Genomic DNA, 18,843 nt, shown 5'->3' on the forward strand with positions numbered 1-18,843 from the left:
AGCCAATGAGTCATTTGAAACTTCACATTCCAGGCCCAGTTGAAGTCAGCGAAACCACTTGGCGCGCGATGTCGATGCCGATGATCGGCCATCGTAGCCGGGATTTTCAAAACCTCTACGGAAAAATCCAACCCCAACTCCAACAATTGCTCGGCACGGAACGGCTTGTTTATCTCAGCACCTCCTCCGCGTGGGGCATTATGGAAGGCGCCATCCGAAACCTCGCCCAACGCAAACTGCTCTGCTGTATGTGCGGCGCGTTTTCTGACAAATGGCTGAACGTCGCAGAGCGCTGCGGCATTGCCGCCGAAGGATTGCAGGTGGATTGGGGCTCACCCATTTTGCCTGAGGCGGTGGAGACCAAGCTCGCCACAGGCGAATTTGACGCTCTCACCCTGGTACATAACGAAACCTCCACCGGCGTGATGAATCCGCTGGATGCCATCGCGAAGCTAAAGGGAAAATATCCCGATGTGATGTTCATCGTTGATAGCGTAAGCTCGATGACTGCCGTGCCGATTCACTTCGACGCACTTGGCATCGACGTCCTACTCGCAGGCACGCAAAAGGCGTGGGCATTGCCGCCGGGCCTTTCCGTGTTTACCTGCTCCGAAGCGGCGCTCAACCGCGCGGCCCAAGCGAAGACACGCGGTTATTATTTTGACTTCATTGAATTTCAGAAAAACGCTGAGAAAAATATGACGCCCAGCACGCCGAGCATCCCACACATCAACGGGCTCTCGCATAAGCTGGACGAATTCTTCGCCGAAGGTTTGGACACCCGCTATGCGCGGCATCGGGCCACCAACCAAATGACCCGCGACTGGGCCACAAAGCACAGCTTCACGCTGCTGCCCGAAGCCGGTTACGAATCCATCTCGCTCACTTGTCTAAACAACGGCGCACGCGAGGGAGGCACGGTTGTGGATGTGCCGAAGTTGCAAAGCGCGATGAAAGAAAAAGGCATCCTCATCGATGGCGGCTACGGCAAGCTCAAAGGCAAAGCGTTTCGGCTCTCGAATATGGGAGATGAGACGGTGGAAACGATGGCCGATCTGTTCGCCAAATTGGATATGGCGATGGAAGAGGTGAGTTGAATATTTCCAAGGCCCAAGGATTGCCCGAACAGTATTGACCCGATTAGAGTTCGGATTTCATTATTAATTCGGACTTGGGTTTCGCGGTTTGTTCATTTCTATGGGCTCACCGCTAATTTCTCATCACTAAACTCCCCGCCCATTAGCACGCCCTGTTCCTTGTACGGTTTGAGCATAAAATGGGTCACGGTCGAAATGACGCCCTGAAGGGTGGCCAGTTTTTCGGAGACGAATGATGAAACAGATTTCAGGTCTGTCCCTTCGACGACCACCATTAAATCAAAGCCACCACTCATCAAATAACAGCTCTGCACCTCATCAAAACGAGCAATTCGGGAAGCAAGCCGGTCAAAACCGCCTTCACGCTCGGGGGTGATTTTGACTTCAATCACCGCACGAACAATATCCACTTCCAGCTTTTCCTCATTGATGACCGTACGGTAACCGAGGATGACACCGGTCGTTTCAAGTTCCTTAATTTTAGATTCCACCTCCACCTCAACGAGATTCAGGCGACCCGCTATTTGCGCGGGCGTAAGCGACGCATCTTCGCGCAATAATTTCAACAACTCATCCATGCCGAAGGCTAACGACTGGACGCGTGCGCGGCTATGATTTTTTATTCAGAGGGATGAAAGGTAACCGCCGAGCCCTCGAGGAATCCATTGGGAATTTTACCGGCTAAAATCAAAGCGCAACCGTGGCCGACCACCCGGCTTGGCCAAAGTGTTCGTGATATTTAGCGCGAAGGGCTTCTGCGGCCGAGCGAGTTTCAGTAATGGCAAACGTGGCGGAACCGCTGCCGGACATTAGGGAAACAAGCGCGCCGTTTGCCGCGAGAAAATATTTCAGGATGGGAAGCACCAAATGCTTTTGAAACACCGGGGCTTCAAGAGTATTGGCGAAGCCATCCAGTTTCCCCGCTTGCAACGAATCCACCATTGCGTTGGCCCGACCCGGCGTGCCGTAGGCTTCGGGTGTTGTGGCGAGGGCTTGATAGGCCCACGGGGTGCTGACGCCGAAGCCGGGGTGGATGAGCAACAATCCCCTCCCCTGCAATGCGGGAAAGGGTCCAAGGGGTTTAATTTGTTCACCACGCCCGGTGGCGAGTGCAGGTTTGTCTTGTAGAAAAAACGGGATATCAGACCCAAGGCTGGCGGCTACCTCCTGCAGTTCATCTACATTCAATGGCTTGTCAAAAAGTTCATTTAATCCGCGCAACGTAAAAGCAGCATTGCTGCTGCCCGCACCCATGCCGGCGGCGAGGGGAAGATTTTTTTGAAGGTGGATGCGAATGCCCCCAAATTTGATTTTTTTTAAGAAAAGGGACGCCGCACGAAAGACAAGATTGTTTTCGTCAACGGCCAAACGCGGATTATTGCAAGTCAGTTCGATTCCTTTGCCAGCGCGTTCGATGCGGAGTTCATCAAACAAAGGCACGGGCTGGAGAATGGTTTCCAATTCGTGAAAACCATCCTCGCGTCGGCGCAGAATGTTGAGCTGCAGGTTAACTTTGCAATGCGATTTGAGAACGAGGCTCATGGGCAAGGCCTAGTCTTCGTCGTCAAAAGCTGCTTCTTCACGCGCCTGATTTCGGGCCATAAACCATGCAATGATCGTACTCAATTCATAGAGCAACTGCATCGGCACGGCCACCAGTGCGAGGGTGACAGGGTCGCCGGTGGGAGTAATGACGGCGGCAAGGATGATGTTGGCCACCACGGCATACATGCGCAATCGCGAAAGTTTTTCATAATCTAATATGCCAACCTTCACAAGAAAGAGCAGGATCATGGGCATTTCAAACGCGAGCCCCATTCCCACCATAAATTTGCACACGAAGCCGATGTATTCCTCGGCCATCCATTCGTCCGCGCCAAAACCGAGCATGCCGGCAAAGCCCACCGACGCCCACAAGGCAACCTGCATAATGACAAAATAACAGAAAGCGGCGCCCAACATAAACAGCACCGAGCCCATACCGGCCAATCGAAAGACCCACTTCTTTTCTTTAATATGCAATGCGGGCAGCACAAATTGAGCGACAAAAATCAAAATGAACGGAATTGCAATCGTGATGCCGCCGTAGAGGCCGATCTTCAGCGCGATGAAAAACGATTTGAGCGGACCGAAGGCCTTAAGCTCCACGTGCCACGGCTCTCGGTCGGAACTATTATTGTCTACCTCAAGCTGGATCGCGAACCGATTGCCGTTGGTGCCCAGTTGATCCGTAGGCACTAGACGAAGGGCACTGATTTCAGCGGTGTTGGTGAAGGAACCTCGAAGGTTACCAACCGACGCCATATTTTTTAAATCGGATTCGCGGATATGCGAAACCACGCCACTGCCAAATTTTACCGGCACGGCGCGTTTATCGGGGTTGGTGTTGACCTGCTCGATTTGTTGAGCCCGTTCGAGGGGCCACGTAAGAAATTTCACGATGTACGGCGAGCCGATGAGGGCAATCATCATGCCGGCCACTACGGCCACGACGCACTTCATAACCATAAAACGGAAATCCTCGAGGTGATCGAGGAAGGGTTTTATCGGGCCGCCAAAGCCTTCATTCGCATCGTCGCCGCCATCATCATTTCCACCGTTGTCATCGCCACCAAAATTATTGCCATCGGCGTATTCGTATTCGCCATGGTCGTGTTCGTGATAGTCATCGTGATATTCCTGATGATATTCATCTTCGTAATCGTGTGAATACTCATCGTGATAAGGATCATCATGGCCGGAATCCAACTCGCCGGCATGGTGGGGATCTTCGTGGTGCGTTTCGTCATGCGCTTGGTCATCGTGGACAGGTTCATCCTCATCCTCGTCCTCGTCGGCCGCTGTCTCAGTTTGAGGTTCAGAGAAATCAGCCTTCGGAAAATCAGATTGGGGAAATTCTACTGCGGAACCGTCTTCGGTGGGCTCATCGCCCAAAGGCAATTCGCTCTGCTCGTCGCCTTGTTCGGGCGGGGTTGCAGGTAAATCGTCTTGAGGGGGATTGCTTTCGGCGGGCGTTCCATCGCCGCCGAAATCAGAAGCCCCATGCTTGTCCTCGGGCTCCTTGGCCATAATGGAAGGGAAACTTAGCCTTAGTTAGATTCGGACGTAGCCTTCCCGGGCTTGTCCTCCTCCACCTCGGCTTGGGCGGTTTTTTCCTGATGATCCTCGATGGGGCGTTGACGGCGTCGGGAGCGATCGTGGTCATCCTCATGATCACTGCGATTCAGCTCATCGCCAATATCGCTGGAGGCTTTCTTGAATTCACGGATGCCTTTACCCAAGCCGCGCGCGAGTTCCGGGAGTTTTTTTGCTCCAAATAATAGCAGCACGGCGAGGCCGATAATCAACCATTCCGAACCCTGAATAAATGCCAACATAGTTTCGCTCATAAATTGTACGTAGTGTTTGGACAACGTAACGCAATTCTCTATTCACACAAGAAAAAACCCCCGATTTCTCGGGGGCTGAGAGGGTTTAGCCTTGTTTTACTGGGCCGGCATGAGCAAAACAAATTCGCCTCGGCGGTTTTCTGCAAAGGATTGTTCGTCTGCGCCGAGTACCATTGGCACCTTTTCGCCCTGGCTCAAGGTACGTAAACGATCGGCACCCACGTTCAGGCGCGACAATTCATCCACCACAGAAAGCGCGCGGCGTTCGCCCAGCGAGAGGTTGTAATCCTCTGTGCCCCGTTCATCGCAATGGCCTTCCACCAGCAGCTTGTGCGTGGGATGTTGGATGAGATGCAGCGCCACGAGTTTGATTTTCTCAAAGTCATCCGGATGCACCGCCGCGCTGTCATACTCGAAGTGCACGGTCAATGCCGCAAACGCTTCGCGGTCTTCCATTTCCTGCCCAGTGAATCCTTGGCCCTGATCATTGAGCAAGCCCGCGTTGTTTGGGTTAATTGGTTGTATGATTGCGTTGGGGTTCACAAACGGTTGGCCCCCGCTTGGAATTGTTGTGCCGCCGGGAATTCCGCCGCCGCCAGTGGGTGTAGGCACCGGGAGCGGATTGGGATTGCTGGCCACAATGGTTTTCTGGCCGGGTATGGTGGTCAATCCCACCGGCTTTTGTGATTTGCAACTCACGGCCAGCAGCATAGCCGCCGCGCCCAGAGCTGTTGCATTGATCCACGCGATTCGTTTCATAATTTCTTCCTTTTGGTTTTCCTCCTTGGGGTTGGTGTTTACCACCTTTGCAGATGATAAATTTTACGCGGCAAAGCGGCTGCGCCCCCAACCCCGGGGACGTACCGCTCTGCAAACCCCATGGGGCTGCCGCTGTGCTATGGCGTTGCTGTGCCGCCGGGAATCAAGTTAACCCGTTGCGGATCCGCGCCGCCCGATGGTAATCCCTGTGATTCCATCGGCACGTACAACACAAATTCACCCCGCCGATTTGCCGCGAACGATTCCTTATCGCCACCCTTCACCATCGGCATTTTTTCGCCCATACTTTTGGTGGCGAGTCGATTGTCCGTCACGCCCAATTCCACAAGTGCCTGCGCGATGGCTTGCGCCCGGCGTTCGCCCAACGAGAGGTTGTAATCTTCTGTCCCGCGTTCGTCGCAGTGACCTTCCACTTCCAACAAATGGTTTGGGTTTTGAACCAAGTACTCTGCCACTTTGGTGATGTGCGGCAAATCTACCGGCCGCAGCTCCGCGCTGTCATAAGCGAAATGAATTTTCTGAAATGCGTCGCGCACAATCTCGTGCTCGCCGGGCAATCCCAATGGCCCAAATCCTGTGCCCGGATTGGGAGTCACGTTGGGCCCTCCGTTTCCACCGCCGGTACCGCCCGGCCCTAAGCCAGTGTTCCCGTTTCCTCCAGGATTGCCGTTTCCGTTTCCATTGCCATTGCCACCGTTTCCATTGTTGGCCAATGTTTTGCCGGGGATGTGAGTGACGTCCGTCGTTGCAGATTTACAACCGATGGCGGCTACTGCACAAACCAAGGCCAATGTTTTTAGATATGTTGCTCCTTGCATAATTTCTCCTTTAACCACACTGGTTACACGGTTGAGTTCCTCCTTGTTGGAACTGATTAAAAACTTTACTGCCACGCAGGCTGACCCACGCCACCCGTAAAGGCTGGGAGTATCTTCACCTGTTCTGTCGGCACGTCAAGAATTGCCATGCGTTTCTTATTCACGCCACCGGCACGCCTTGTGAATATAATGTTCCGGCTATTGGCGGCCCACGCGGGGTCTTCGCCTTCGGAATAAATTTTTGCGTTACCGCCAGTGGCGGGCACGACACCAATTTGAAAGCCGCCGCGCTGCTGGGTAAAGGAAATCCATTTACCATCGGGCGACCAACTGGGCTGCGTGGGGCGGAACGCGCCTTTGGTGGGAATCTCAATCATCGGCCCGCCGCTCGTCGCGACTTTAACCAGCACGTACCGGCCTTTGACCAAAGTGGCAAAAGCAATCCATCGGCCGTCGGGCGACCAAGTGGGGCTGGAAACTTCCTCCCGGGTACGCGTGGCGCGGAATAGTTTTTTGCCGGGGATATCATTTAAAAAATCCCAATCTTTCGGAGCCAAATATAAATCCGTTGCCCCGCCTTTGCTGAGCACCACTGCCACCGGCCCATGCGCAGCCATCGCGCCGCCGGTGTTCAAGCCCTTGAACCGCGAGAAAACTTTGCGCTTGCCGGTCTTCAAGCTGTGCCGCACCACCGTTGTGTTTTGTAGGCCACCAATTGTCATCCAGGATGTATAAAACAGCCCACTGTGATCCGGCATCCACATCGGGTTTTCGACAATTGTTTTGTCATTAGTAAGCGCCACGGGATTGTGCCCGTCATAATCCGATTGATAAACCTCCCATTGACTCTTGCCAGTTTTCATCGTGAACAAAATTTGTGTGTGTGCGATTCCGTTTTGGCCGGTGATGGCTTTGATGGTGGCGTTACTCAGCGCGTGGGCGAGCACGCGGGGTGCGGCACCGTTGATATTGAGGTTGAAGCCAAAGTTACCAGCGTTGTCGCTCAGAATACCGGTGAGATTATTCGCGCCGTTTTTCCCTTCGAGCACATAGCTCGCATCGGCTTCGGCGACCATTTTACAGCCCATTACTTCGAGGTCAAAGGCCAGCACTTTAGCTACTTCGCCTTGGTACCCCTTGATCGCGACGGGGATCAACTTGCCCACGTTGCCCTGCACTTGTAATCCGGCGGCCCAAGTAAAATTGGCCAACACAAAAAAAACGAACATTGATAAAAAAACGGGGATTGATTTTTTGCGATTCATTTTTTAATTCCTGTAAATCTCATTAACCTCCAATGATCGGCGTGAAATCCAAGATGAACGTTCGCTTGGCGTCACGTGAACCCGACGGGAAAGATTTGCCCACGGATTTCACTTTGTCCAGCGCACGTTGTACCGACTTATCCAGAGCAGCATCACCCGTGCGACGGACGATACGGGCACTGATCACGCGGCCATTTCGGTCGATCGTCACAGAAACCTCTGCAATACGGATGCGCGCGAGGTTTTTGGGGATCAACGGCTGCCACGCACGGCGGTACACGGCAACGACGTGCTGTGCATAAGTCGCGAACGCGGCGCGGTTGCTGCCGCTGACTTGCACTTTTATTTTTGCAGAAAGATTGCTGAGACCCTTCAGCGCGTTGTTGACGTCTTTGGAATTGATAACCGGGTTTACCGGTCGGGGTTTAGGCCGTGTGTGGTTGGTGTGTTTCTGAGTGTTGTGAATGTTTACCTTGATGTCCTTTGGCTTCTTTGCCGAGTTCGGGGGCTTGGGTTTATTAGGATTAGGATTTTTGGGGCGCGGCTTGGGCTTTACCTTGGGCGTCTTGGGCTGTGGCTTAGGTGGATTGGGGCGCGGCTTGGGCGGTTGGATCACTGGTTTCACCGGCGGACGGGGTGGTGTCACTTCAGGATGCCGCGTGGCGCTCGGTTGATTTAAATTGGGTTTGGACTGCGGTGGCGTGGGTGGGTTGAGCAAATCTTCCAGCACGTTGGGGGCAATCATGCTGAGCACAGGCGGTACTTTCTCCGGTTGGGTCACAAAAAATGCCGCGCCTAAAATCAGCGCCGCCACCAGCAGCACATGCAGGCCAACGGAGATGAAAAAACATTTTTTAAGTAATCGCGTCATCGGTTGTCCTCCTTGGTTCGCAGTGAGAATTGGGTGAGCCCGTTTTTCACGCAGGCATCAATCACCGCATACGTGTGCTTGTTCATGCCCTGTTGATCAGCCCGGATGTAAACGACGGTCTTGGGGTTTTCCGTGTGCGCCAGAATTAAGGCCGCTTCGAGTTGGGCGAGATCCATCGGTTTGCGATCGAACAGGAAACGGCCATCGCGGCTGATTTCCACAGTGCGCACGTCATTGCGGTCGATGGCCACATCGGTCGCCCCCCCTTCGGGAAGTTCAAGCTTCATCCCCTGCTCAAGCAGCGGGGTGGCGATGACGAAAATAATCAGCAACACAAACGCGAGGTCCAACATCGGCGTCACGTTTAAGTCGGCGAGGGTTACCAACGGATTGCGTTTGGAAAACCGCCTCATGTTTGCCCCCCCGTTTCCGGTGGAAGCAAATCCGGCTGCGCGTCATCAAGATCATCAAACTCCACTTTGGTTTCATCCGCTGATGCCGGGTTCATCGGTTTAGGTTGCGGCTGCGATTTAGGTTCCACTTTGATTTCCGGCTCGGCGCCCATGGTTTTGAGTGGCGTGCGGGTATCCACGGGTACTTCCTTTAAATATTCGGCCTCGATTTTGGCGGAGAGTTCCTGAGCAAAATTATCCATCTCCACCGTGGCGACGCGCAAATTATGCACCAGCCAGTTGTAGCCGAACATTGACGGAATGGCCACGAGCAGCCCGGCTACCGTGGTGGCCAACGCTGCCGCCACGCCGGGCGCGACGGTGGTGAGTGAGGCGTTGCCCTCCTGTGCAGCGCGGCTGAACACTTCCATCACGCCCCACACCGTGCCAAGCAATCCCATGAAGGGTGCGCCGCTCACGGCGATGGCGAGCAAAATCAAGCCAGACTCCAGCGCCACGGATTCCCGTGCCACAGCGCTTTCGATTAAGCCCTTAATGTGTTCCATGGATTTTAACGACACGTACCGGTGCCGGTTGCCCTCCTTGTCGCGCAACCTTTCCTCCAGAGCCATACAGCCCTCCTGATAGACGTTGAAAAGCGGGCAACCCTCCGCTGAAATGCGGCGCTCGAACATGGCAAGCACGCGTTTTTGGCCGCGAAATTCGCTGTCGAAATAGCGGTTATATTTTCGGGCACGACGCAGCTGCCACGCCTTGGTGGCCATCACCGCCCAGGCACAGGTTGAGAAAAGGACAAGGACGACGATGATCGCCAATCCCGGTCCTTCCAACTGTTCCCAAACATATCGGAACGTAGGCTGGGTCTCAGCCGGGGCCGAGCCAGCCGCTGCCAGCAAATGTAATGTGTTCATGCCTTACCTCCTTGAAAAGGCAACTTCCTTGGTCTCGTGTTTGTACCAAAAACCGAAGTTTTTGTCAACTTTTTAGCGGTATTCCTCCAAACACGACCAAAATGGACGATGTGCGCTGGGAGTCAAACAGAGGATATCAACAGGGTGTGAGAAAGATTCGCCGCGCAACGGGAGGGCGAATCTCCTGTTGAGCCGTTGCGTGCGGAACGCGCGCACAATGTTTAGGGCGGCTTCGCCCTCCTTCCAAAATCAGTCGCGCAAAAAAATTGAACAACTCAGCGGCGGCAACGTGAACTCCGCCGACCACGGCTGGCTGTGCCACGGCGTTTCCTGCGAGTGAACGCCGCCGCCGTTGCCTAGATTTGCGCCGCCGTAGTGTTCCGAATTGCTGTTCAGCACTTCGCGCCACCACCCCGCCCGCGGGAGGCCGATGCGATAGCCCGTGTGTGAATCGTTGCCGAGATTCAGTAACACCAATACTTGGCGGGAAGCATCGGGCGTTTGGCGCACAAAGCTCGCCACGCTGGCGGGGTGATCGGCACAGTCAATCCAGTAGAAGCCTCCCTCGGAATAATCGCCCGCCCACAGCGCCGGTTCGTCGCGGTAAAAATGGTTGAGATCCGCCACCCATTGTTGCAAGCCGGCATTGAGTTTGTTTTTTTCCAGAATTTCCCAAGACACTTCGGCGTCCTCATTCCACTCGGTGGGCTGGCCGATTTCGCCGCCCATAAAGAGCAATTGTTTGCCGGGAAAAAGCCATTGATAGCCGAAGATCAAACGCATATTAGCGAAAGGCTCCGAGCCCGTGCCGGGCATGCGGCCGATGAGCGAACGTTTTTCGTGCACCACTTCGTCGTGCGAAAGCGGCAATAGATATTTTTCCTGATCGCGATACAGCGAAGCGAAGGTAAATTTATCCTGTTGCGCCGCGCGTTGCGTGGATTTTTTTGAGAAGAATTTGAGTGTGTCGTGCATCCAACCCATGTCCCACTTAAAGGTGAACCCAAGCCCTCCGGCGTTGGCCGAGCGTGTGACCCCCGGCCATGCGGTGGATTCTTCCGCCATCGTCACCACGCCGGGAAACTCACTGTGCACCACGTGATTGGTGTGGCGCAGTAACTCCTCGGCCTCAAGGTTTTGGTTGCCGCCGTGGATGTTCGGCGTCCACTCGCCCTCTTCGCGCGAGTAATCAAGATACAACATCGACGCCACCGCGTCCACACGCAGCCCATCGACGTGAAAGACATCGCACCAAAAACGCGCGTTGGCAGCGATGAAGTTTTTGACCTCAGGTCGGCCAAAGTCAAACACCGCCGTTCCCCAGTCCGGATGCTCGCCGCGTTCGGGATCGGGATGTTCGAATAGGGTCGTGCCATCAAACTGCGCCAATGCCCAATCGTCCTTCGGGAAATGTGCGGGCACCCAGTCGATAAACACGCCAAAGCCCGCTTCGTGCAGGGTGTTGATTAGAAATTGAAAATCCTCCGGCGTGCCATAGCGGCTGCTCGGGGCATAAAACCCGGTGACTTGATAGCCCCACGAAGGATAGAACGCGTGCTCCGCCACGGGCAAAAATTCAACGTGCGTGAATCCCATTCGGCTGAGATAATCCACCAAGAGCGGCGCTAATTCGCGGTAGCTGTACGATTCGCCTTCGATCTTTTTCCGCCATGAACCAAGGTGCATTTCGTAAACACTCATTGGACACGCAAGCGGATCAGCCCTTTCACGTTTCGCGATCCAATCCGAATCAGTCCACGTAAACCGAGTGTTGTCCCAAACAATTGAAGCCGTCTTGGGCGCAATTTCAAAAAACAAACCAAAAGGATCCGTTTTTTCCTGCAACTCGCCATCGACGGTTAAGATTTGAAATTTGTAATGACTCCCCACCCCGCAACCTGGTGCGAACAATTCCCACACGCCCGATTGCCCCAGCATCCGCATCGGGTGATGCCGGGCGTCCCAGCCGTTGAAATCGCCCACGACGCTCACGCGCCGCGCGTTGGGCGCCCACACCGCGAAGCTCGTGCCGTCCACGCCATCGATGCAACGCGGATGCGCCCCGAGCTTTTCATAAATGCGCCGCTCATCGCCTTGATTAAACAAATACAAATCGTCATCGCTAATGGTTGGTAAAAACGAAAACGCATCGCGCGTGCGCCATTGCTCGCCACTGCCCCACGTGATGGCGAGATCGTACGCGTAAATCTCATCCTCCTCCTCCAACATTCCCTCAAATAAATCCGACTCGCCCACGCGTCGCAGCGCGATGACCGGCTTGGAAGGCTCGTGCACCGGCACCGCCACCACCCCTTTGGCCAGCGGCAACAGCGCGCGCACCACCACGCCGCCGCCCTCCAGCTGATGCATTCCCAGCAATTCGTGCGGCGCGACGTGCCGCCCGTGGGTGATGGCTTCAAATTCAGCTTCGGAAATGATCATCCCGATAGAATGGATTGAAGTTGTTCGTGCAATAGGCTGACCTCGCCTTCGTTCCACATAACCTGACTGGAGCGTTCGGTTTTTTGGGCCACCTCCATTTGCGCCGCGATGCGCGCGTTGATTTGCGCATCATCCCAACCCCGCGCACGCAATCGCTCGTGTTGAGTCTTTCCGGTGCAAGCCACACAAACCACTGAGTCAAATTCAGATTCCGCCCCCACTTCAAACAACAACGGAATCACCACCACACCCAACGGCACATTTTCCGCGCGCCACGTTTCCATTCGCGCCAACCAACGCTCCCGCACGCGGGGATGAATGATGGCTTCGAGTTTTTTGCGTTCGGTGTCATTGCCAAATATATGTGCGGCCATTTTTGCGCGATCCATTTGGCCTTGAGCGTTTATAAAATCCGCACCGAAGGTGTCGGCAATCTCCGCCAACGCCGATTCGCCGACCGCCACCACTTCGCGCGCGAGATCATCGGAATCCACCACCGGCACGCCCTGTTTTTTAAGCAACTTGGCGGCGGTGGATTTACCCATGCCCATCCCGCCGGTGAGGCCGATGATGCGCGTGCTCATGAAACCTGTGGAGCGAGGTTAAGGTTTTGCACAATTTCAACCGTCGCGTGCGATTTATTGAGCGTATAAAAATGCAGCCCCTCCACGCCGTTGGCGATGAGATCGGCGCACTGGCGCGTAGCGTAATTGACGCCAAACTCCGCCACGGCCGCATCGTCATTGCCCAACTTCGCAAGCGTGTCGGTGATTTCCGGCGTAAGCTTTGAGCCGCACATTTCGGTAAATCGCCGGATTTGGCCGCCACTCAAAATGGGAATGATGCCCGCCAAAATCGGCTGTGTGACCCCGCGCGCGCGCAGAAAATCCCGGAACGCATAAAAATCCGCGTTATCAAAAAAGAGTTGAGTGATAATGAAATCCGCGCCGCAATCCACCTTTGCCTGCAGCCGTTGCCAATCCACTTCGCGCCCTTCCGTGCACGCGATGTGTCCCTCGGGAAATCCCGCCACGCCGATGCTAAATTGGTCACGCGCGGCCACGTCGCTCACTAATTCGTGCGAATATTCAAAGCCACCTTCCGGTTTCACAAAATTTTCCTGCCCCGGCGGCGGGTCACCGCGCAGCGCAAGAATGTTGCGAACCCCGCGCCTATGCGCCTCATCAAGAAACCCGCCTATGTCATCACGCGTGGACCCCACACAAGTAAGATGCGCCATCGTGGGCACTGCCTGTTCGCGCTGTAGCGTCTCCACGATATCGAGTGTCTTATCGCGCGTACTCCCGCCCGCACCATAAGTCACCGAAAAAAACGCCGGCTCAATCGCCTTCAATCGCGGCGCAATCTTCCCAAGCAATGTCGCTTCGCCCGCAGGAGTTTTTGCGGGAAAAAACTCGCAAGAGACAACAGGCCGACCCATCTCCGCAGACTCACGGAGAACATCACGAATAAAACGCATCCCCGGAATCATGAAGAAAACCTGGCGGCGCGGCAAGCTTACCCGCCAATGGCACTCATGGTCCGGTCGGGCTGTTCGAAATCGGTTTCGCCAATGTGGTGGCGGGGTTCTTTTTTCAGAACGACGGCTTGAAGCCATTCGGCGATTTCAGAGTCGGTGGCGTTGCCGCGGAGGAGGGGTTTGAGATCGTGCTCGTGGAGGCTAAAAAGGCAGGTGCGAATTTTACCGTCGGCGGTAAGGCGCAAGCGGTTGCATTGGCCGCAGAAGGGTTCGCTAACCGGCGAAATGAGGCCGATCTCGCCTTCACCATCCTTGAACCGCCAGCGGGTGGCGGTGGCGGCGGCGTGTTCCATGCCAACAGGTTCGAGGCCGAATGCAGCTTGAATGCGTTCGAGGATTTCGCGGCCGGTGACGACGTGTTCGCGTTGCCAGGCGCGACCGGAATCGAGCGGCATAAATTCAATGAAGCGCATCACCAATGCCTCGTCGCGGGCGAATTGGGCGAGGGCTTCAATTTCGTGATCGTTAAGGTCGCGAATGATGACGGCGTTAATTTTGACGGGGGCAAAGCCTAATTCCCGCGCGCGGGAAATGGCGGCGAGCAGTTCGGCGAGGCCATCGCGGCCGGTAAGTTTTTTGAAATTTTCGCGGTCCAACGAATCGAGGCTGAAGGTCACGCGGCTGAGACCGGCGGCGCGCAAATCGTCAGCGTGTTTATCAAAATGAAATCCATTGGTGGTGAGGGCGAGATCATCGACGCCTTCCAGCGCGGAGAGTTGGCGCACGAGTTCGGGCACGGCGCGGCGCAGGAGGGGTTCGCCGCCGGTTAAACGGATTTTCGTGACGCCCAAGCCGGTGGCGATGCGAGCGAGGCGGGTGATTTCTTCGTAAGTGAGAAAGTGCGAGCGGGGTTTCCACGCGTGGCGAATAGGCTGCGGCGCTTCGGACGATTTGGATTTACGAAGATAAAAATCCGCTGCCTCTTCGGTCTCAGGGAGACAATAGAGACAGCGGAAATTGCAGCGGTCGGTGATGCTAATGCGCAGGTCGCGAATGTGGCGGCCTAGGCTATCGACCAAATCAATCGATTCGCTCACTTGTTCTCGTCACTCGGCGCTGGCACAACTGGCGCTGCCGGTGCGGCCCCGGGGGTAGCAGGAGTTTCCGGTACTTCCGGTACTTCTGGTGTTTCCTCTGGGGTAACCGTGGTGGGTTCGGGTTGTTTCACTGGTTCCGGTTTCACGAGTTTACCATTAATGTAGAGGTCGCCATCGGTCAGCTCGTAATGAATTTTTTTGGTGTCTGCGGGCTCGGCCTTTTTGGCTGCGGCCAATTGGGCCGCTTTGCGGGGATCATAGGTGCTGCGCGCGGCGTGCTTGCCGCCGTTGGGGCCCATGCCCAGCTCACGCCAACGACGACGGCGAGTTTCGGCGATGCGCTCCTTCATTGTTTTCAATTGCTTGACCAAAAAATCAACGTCGTTCATGCGCTCAACCAGTTTGGCTTTTTCGCCCTCTAAGCGATTCAGCTCACGCAACAGAAAAACCCGATCGCCCTCGGCAGATTCCAGCTTGGTGGTGGTTTCGGTGATCTGATTGTTTAATCCGGTGATCTGCGATTGTAGCGCGCCTTTTTGCACGTTAAAATCATCCATCTTGGCGGTCAACTCGGTGACCTTCGCCGTGGCAGTTTCCGCAGCTGTTTTCACCTCTTCCAATGCGGTGGCGGTGGTCGCCAGTTCGGCAGTTTTAGTAACCAATTCGGCAGCTTTGGAGTCCAATTGGGTTTTCGTGGTCAGCAGCATTTCCTCCACCAAACCGATCTCGGTGCTGTGCTTGAGCTGCAGGCCATCACGTTCCTGTTTAAGGGCGGTGTTCTCCGTTTCTAAAGTGGTCTTAGTGGTTGCCAAATCTGTCTTGGCGATTTCCAAGTCCACCTTCTCCTGCTTCACAGTGGTTAACTCCTGAGACGTGGTGTCGAGCACTCCTTTGAGGTTAACCACGTTCTCCTTTGTCTCCGTGAGTTCCGCGCGAGTGGCATCGCGTTCGGCCTTTACTTTCTGGAATTCCTTATCGCGAGCGCCAAGCTTGCCGTCAAGGTTGTTGTAGTTAACGGCTGAAAAGATGCCGAGGCCCGTCGTGATTGCCACCAGCACTACGATGGCGATTGTCTTTGTGTCCTTCATGGTGGGCAGAGTGTGGGAGCGGTTTTGCCATGTGACAAGTGGGAGTCATTAAAAAGTGTTAACAGGATATGCCGCAGTTGTGAACAGTTACAACCCGCGCATGACACTGCTTTTTGAATTTTTTGATGGCCCCGCCGAGCGTCTGGCCGCAGGATACACGCATGGACAGCATGGATATCCCCCCACAACGCGGGCCCGAAACGGCCGACGAAATTGGCGCCGCCATTTTTATGGAATGCCTGATGAATCTGGTGCAATCCGCCGCGTATTTACTCGGCAAGGTTAAGGCTCCGGCTACCGGCGAACCGGTGATGGATTTGCCGCGAGTACAGTTAGTGATTCAGCAATTGGAATTGCTGGAAAAAAACGCCGAGAAATTAAGCATCGAAGAACAACAACTCGTAAAGCGCAGCCTGCAGGATTTGCGGATGGCTTATGTATCGGCTGCAGGCAAAACGCCTGAAGAAGCCATCGAGGAAGAGTCCGCGCCCGAAGACAAACCTGAAACCAAGCCCGAAGCGGATGCTGATGGCGATGTCGCGCCTGATGCTGATGCTGATGAAACCGCCGAGGAAGATGAAGGCGACCGCAAGCGGTTTGTAAAAAAATATTCCTAGTCAGCCAGTAAGATTCGCACGCCACTCTCTTTTTTCAACCGCTTAAAATATTCTGGCAACGCCTTGCCGAAGGATTCGGCTTGGAGGTATTCCCGGATTTCGTTACGCACCTCGGCAAACGGTTTTTTACGCGCCGCTTTATATTCAAGCATTTTCACAATGTGAAAGCCCTGCTTGGATTCCACCGGCGGACAAATAGTGTTTACTTTCAATGCCATCACCACTTTTTCCACCTTGGGTTCCGCCTGCCCGGCCACCAATATCAACTCCCCATCCAGTTGCTTGGTAACGGGGTTCTCAGAAAATTCTTTTACCAGTTGCTTGAATTCGATGCCCGCTTTCGCCTGGGCAAATACTTTGGCAGCAACAGCCTGTTTACCGGCGCGTGCATCAGGGTTTAACCGGAGATTGGTGGCCGGATCCACCAGTGAAATAAATACTTCGGCCACTTTCGCCTGTTCGGGCACATTCCATTGGCCCTTCGCATTGTATTCGTTGTAAAATTTGAGCAAGTCACTCTCTTTTGCCTGCACTTTGGATTGCAGCTCGCGCCGCGCCACGGTGTCAGCCAGCAATTCCACGCGCAATAATTTTTGGAAACCTGCCAGACTCATGCCGGTCGATTCCAAGTAAAGCCGGAAGGCGTCATCCGTGAGAAACGAGTCTTTCAATTCTTTAAATTTCTTCCCGGCATCCGCCTCAGCTTTGGTGCGATCTCCCGCTTGTGCGCGACGGCCCAGCAGGCGGTGAATGATCAAATCCTCCAACAACCGCTTTTGAATTTCTTTTTCTGCAAGGGGCGAAACATTCACGCCCAAAGTAGCTTGCGTCATCACGTAACGTCGATAGGCAGCATCCAATTCTGATTCGTGTACAGTCAAGCCCACGCCCGTGGCCACGATTCGCCCGGTGGGCAACGCCGCTAATAAACCCATGCCGAGCAACAGGCCGATCGCCAAAAATTTTCTGTGCCAATGCTTCATAATATCTCCTTTATAGGATCACCACTTTCGCGTTTGAGATGTCTGGGTCTTCCGCTACTTTTTCCATCAACGCCGCGGGCGGCGCGTGATCAAGGTTTAACAGCGTCAACGCTTCGCCACCCGCTTCGTCGCGGTTTAGGCTCATGCTCGCGATGTTCACCTCGTGCTCGGCCATCAGTGAGCCAATATACCCCACCATGCCCGGTTTGTCTTTATTATTCATAATGAAAAGCACGCCCTCGGGCACACACTCCACATTGCGCCCGTTGAGCCGGACGATGCGGGGTTGGCTGCCAAAAAATGTGCCGCCCGCAGAAACCTTGGCATCGCCCGCGCACGCCTCAAAATGCATCCATTCGGCATAATCCGGCCCCTCGTGTGATTTAATTTCCTCCACTTGAATCCCCAGCGAACTGGCCAGCGAACGCACGTTCACTTGGTTGACCTCCGCGCCGCCGGCTTGTTCAAGAAAGCCCTTGAGCACGCAACGCGTAATGGGATCGGCCGGTACTTCGGCTGCTTTGCCGCCGTAAGTGATTTTCACATGGTCGTTGCGTTGGGGCGCGAGTTGGGCGACGAGGCGGCCCAATTTTTCGCCCAGCAAAATATATGGCTTCACGGCCTCGTAAGTTTTCGCATCGAGGCTGGGCATATTCACCGCGTTGCGAACGGTGCCGGTAACGAGGTAATCGATGATCGCCTCGGCCACTTCGATGCCCACGCTTTCCTGCGCTTCCTTCGTGCTGGCGCCAAGGTGGGGCGTCATCACGATCTCCGGCAAACTGCGTAACGGCGAGTCTTCCGGGCACGGTTCCGTTTCGTAAACATCCATCGCCGCGCCGGCCACTTTGCCGCTTTGCACCGCGGCCACAAGATCAGTTTCATTGATGATGCCACCGCGCGCGCAGTTAATGAGATACACGCCGTCTTTCATTCCCGCGAGGGATTCGGTGTTGATCATGTCCCGCGTTTGGTCGGTGAGCGGCATGTGCACGGTGATAAAATCCGACCGCGCGAAAAGCTCTTCCTGCTCCAGCAATTCCACCTGCAATTCGCGGGCTTTGCTCAGCGAAAGAAACGGATCGTACGCCAGCACGCGCATCCCGAAAGCAATCGCTCGCCGCGCCACTTGCGCGCCGATGCGGCCCATCCCGCAAATGCCCAGCACCTTGCCGCTGAGTTCCGTGCCGCCAAACGCTTTGCGATTCCATTCACCGCCTTTCATCGACATATGCGCCTGCGGAATTTTCCGCGCCAATGCCATCATCATCGAAAAAGTCAGCTCCGCAGTCGAGATGGTGTTGCCACTTGGCGTGTTCATCACCACGATGCCTTGGCTGGTGGCGTGATCCACATCCACATTATCCACGCCCACCCCGGCGCGACCCACCACGCGCAGCTTCGGCGCTTTGGCCATCACTTCGGGCGTCACTTTGGTAGCCGACCGCACGATGATCGCCTCGGCTTCCGCCAGCAATTCATCGGTCAACCCGCCATCCACCACCACCACCTCCAGCTCCGGTGCGGCCTCAAGACAGGCCACGCCCTTTGGGGAAACATTATCGCAAACTAGTACTCGCATTGGCGGCGGA

General features: G+C 55.0%; 19 protein-coding genes. 2 read left to right on the top strand and 17 right to left on the bottom strand.

Annotated elements, in window-relative coordinates; genetic code table 11:
• Window positions 1–5 precede the first annotated feature (5 nt).
• Window positions 6–1,097, top strand: a complete 1,092-nt coding sequence (locus H8E27_13480; GenBank protein MBC8326625.1) for an alanine--glyoxylate aminotransferase family protein — start codon at window positions 6–8, stop codon at window positions 1,095–1,097.
• A 98-nt stretch (window positions 1,098–1,195) separates the two neighbouring features.
• Here the strand turns inward: H8E27_13480 and H8E27_13485 are convergent, their stop codons facing one another.
• From H8E27_13485 to H8E27_13555, 15 genes are all read right to left on the bottom strand, one after another.
• Window positions 1,196–1,675, bottom strand: a complete 480-nt coding sequence (locus H8E27_13485; protein MBC8326626.1) for an Lrp/AsnC family transcriptional regulator — start codon at window positions 1,673–1,675, stop codon at window positions 1,196–1,198.
• A 109-nt stretch (window positions 1,676–1,784) separates the two neighbouring features.
• Window positions 1,785–2,639: a 4-(cytidine 5'-diphospho)-2-C-methyl-D-erythritol kinase gene (ispE, locus tag H8E27_13490; GenBank protein MBC8326627.1), complete on the bottom strand. Its 855-nt coding sequence runs from the start codon at window positions 2,637–2,639 to the stop codon at window positions 1,785–1,787.
• Between the two features lie 9 nt (window positions 2,640–2,648).
• Window positions 2,649–4,166 carry a twin-arginine translocase subunit TatC gene (locus H8E27_13495; GenBank protein MBC8326628.1) on the bottom strand — a complete coding sequence of 506 codons (1,518 nt, stop codon included), beginning with the start codon at window positions 4,164–4,166 and terminating at the stop codon, window positions 2,649–2,651.
• A 20-nt stretch (window positions 4,167–4,186) separates the two neighbouring features.
• Entirely contained in the window at window positions 4,187–4,474 is a 288-nt protein-coding gene (locus H8E27_13500) for a twin-arginine translocase TatA/TatE family subunit (GenBank protein MBC8326629.1), read from the bottom strand.
• 108 nt (window positions 4,475–4,582) lie between these two features.
• Complete coding sequence (locus H8E27_13505; GenBank protein ID MBC8326630.1) at window positions 4,583–5,245, bottom strand: OmpA family protein; 663 nt, start codon at window positions 5,243–5,245, stop codon at window positions 4,583–4,585.
• 137 nt (window positions 5,246–5,382) lie between these two features.
• Window positions 5,383–6,084 (bottom strand): OmpA family protein, encoded by a 702-nt coding sequence (locus H8E27_13510; protein ID MBC8326631.1) that lies wholly within the window; start codon window positions 6,082–6,084, stop codon window positions 5,383–5,385.
• Window positions 6,085–6,149: 65 nt separating this feature from the next.
• Window positions 6,150–7,349 (bottom strand): PD40 domain-containing protein, encoded by a 1,200-nt coding sequence (locus H8E27_13515; GenBank protein ID MBC8326632.1) that lies wholly within the window; start codon window positions 7,347–7,349, stop codon window positions 6,150–6,152.
• 22 nt (window positions 7,350–7,371) lie between these two features.
• Complete coding sequence (locus tag H8E27_13520; GenBank protein MBC8326633.1) at window positions 7,372–8,220, bottom strand: TonB family protein; 849 nt, start codon at window positions 8,218–8,220, stop codon at window positions 7,372–7,374.
• Window positions 8,217–8,633 (bottom strand): biopolymer transporter ExbD, encoded by a 417-nt coding sequence (locus tag H8E27_13525; protein ID MBC8326634.1) that lies wholly within the window; start codon window positions 8,631–8,633, stop codon window positions 8,217–8,219. The genes H8E27_13520 and H8E27_13525 overlap by 4 nt, the downstream gene beginning before the upstream one ends.
• Window positions 8,630–9,544, bottom strand: coding sequence for a MotA/TolQ/ExbB proton channel family protein (locus H8E27_13530; protein ID MBC8326635.1), 915 nt, complete (start codon window positions 9,542–9,544; stop codon window positions 8,630–8,632). The genes H8E27_13525 and H8E27_13530 overlap by 4 nt, the downstream gene beginning before the upstream one ends.
• A 249-nt stretch (window positions 9,545–9,793) precedes the next feature.
• Window positions 9,794–11,986, bottom strand: a complete 2,193-nt coding sequence (glgB, locus tag H8E27_13535; GenBank protein ID MBC8326636.1) for a 1,4-alpha-glucan branching protein GlgB — start codon at window positions 11,984–11,986, stop codon at window positions 9,794–9,796.
• On the bottom strand, window positions 11,983–12,570 hold the full coding sequence (locus H8E27_13540) for a dephospho-CoA kinase (GenBank protein ID MBC8326637.1): 588 nt from the start codon (window positions 12,568–12,570) through the stop codon (window positions 11,983–11,985). Before H8E27_13540 ends, glgB begins: the two co-directional genes overlap by 4 nt.
• Window positions 12,567–13,466 (bottom strand): methylenetetrahydrofolate reductase, encoded by a 900-nt coding sequence (locus tag H8E27_13545; GenBank protein ID MBC8326638.1) that lies wholly within the window; start codon window positions 13,464–13,466, stop codon window positions 12,567–12,569. The genes H8E27_13540 and H8E27_13545 overlap by 4 nt, the downstream gene beginning before the upstream one ends.
• 38 nt (window positions 13,467–13,504) lie before the next feature.
• Complete coding sequence (moaA, locus tag H8E27_13550) at window positions 13,505–14,563, bottom strand: GTP 3',8-cyclase MoaA (protein MBC8326639.1); 1,059 nt, start codon at window positions 14,561–14,563, stop codon at window positions 13,505–13,507.
• The gene (locus H8E27_13555; GenBank protein ID MBC8326640.1) at window positions 14,560–15,651 is read right to left on the bottom strand and encodes a hypothetical protein; all 1,092 of its coding nucleotides are present in this window, start codon (window positions 15,649–15,651) and stop codon (window positions 14,560–14,562) included. Before H8E27_13555 ends, moaA begins: the two co-directional genes overlap by 4 nt.
• 125 nt (window positions 15,652–15,776) lie before the next feature.
• Here H8E27_13555 and H8E27_13560 point away from each other — a divergent pair, with 125 nt between their 5' ends.
• Entirely contained in the window at window positions 15,777–16,268 is a 492-nt protein-coding gene (locus tag H8E27_13560; protein MBC8326641.1) for a DUF1844 domain-containing protein, read from the top strand.
• Here the strand turns inward: H8E27_13560 and H8E27_13565 are convergent.
• Window positions 16,265–17,251: a peptidylprolyl isomerase gene (locus tag H8E27_13565; GenBank protein MBC8326642.1), complete on the bottom strand. Its 987-nt coding sequence runs from the start codon at window positions 17,249–17,251 to the stop codon at window positions 16,265–16,267. The two genes, H8E27_13560 and H8E27_13565, sit on opposite strands and share 4 nt — an antisense overlap.
• 10 nt (window positions 17,252–17,261) lie before the next feature.
• Complete coding sequence (locus H8E27_13570; protein MBC8326643.1) at window positions 17,262–18,833, bottom strand: phosphoglycerate dehydrogenase; 1,572 nt, start codon at window positions 18,831–18,833, stop codon at window positions 17,262–17,264.
• Window positions 18,834–18,843 lie beyond the last annotated feature (10 nt).

The organism is Limisphaerales bacterium, assembly GCA_014382585.1.
Taxonomy (GTDB): Bacteria; Verrucomicrobiota; Verrucomicrobiia; order Limisphaerales; family UBA1100; genus JACNJL01.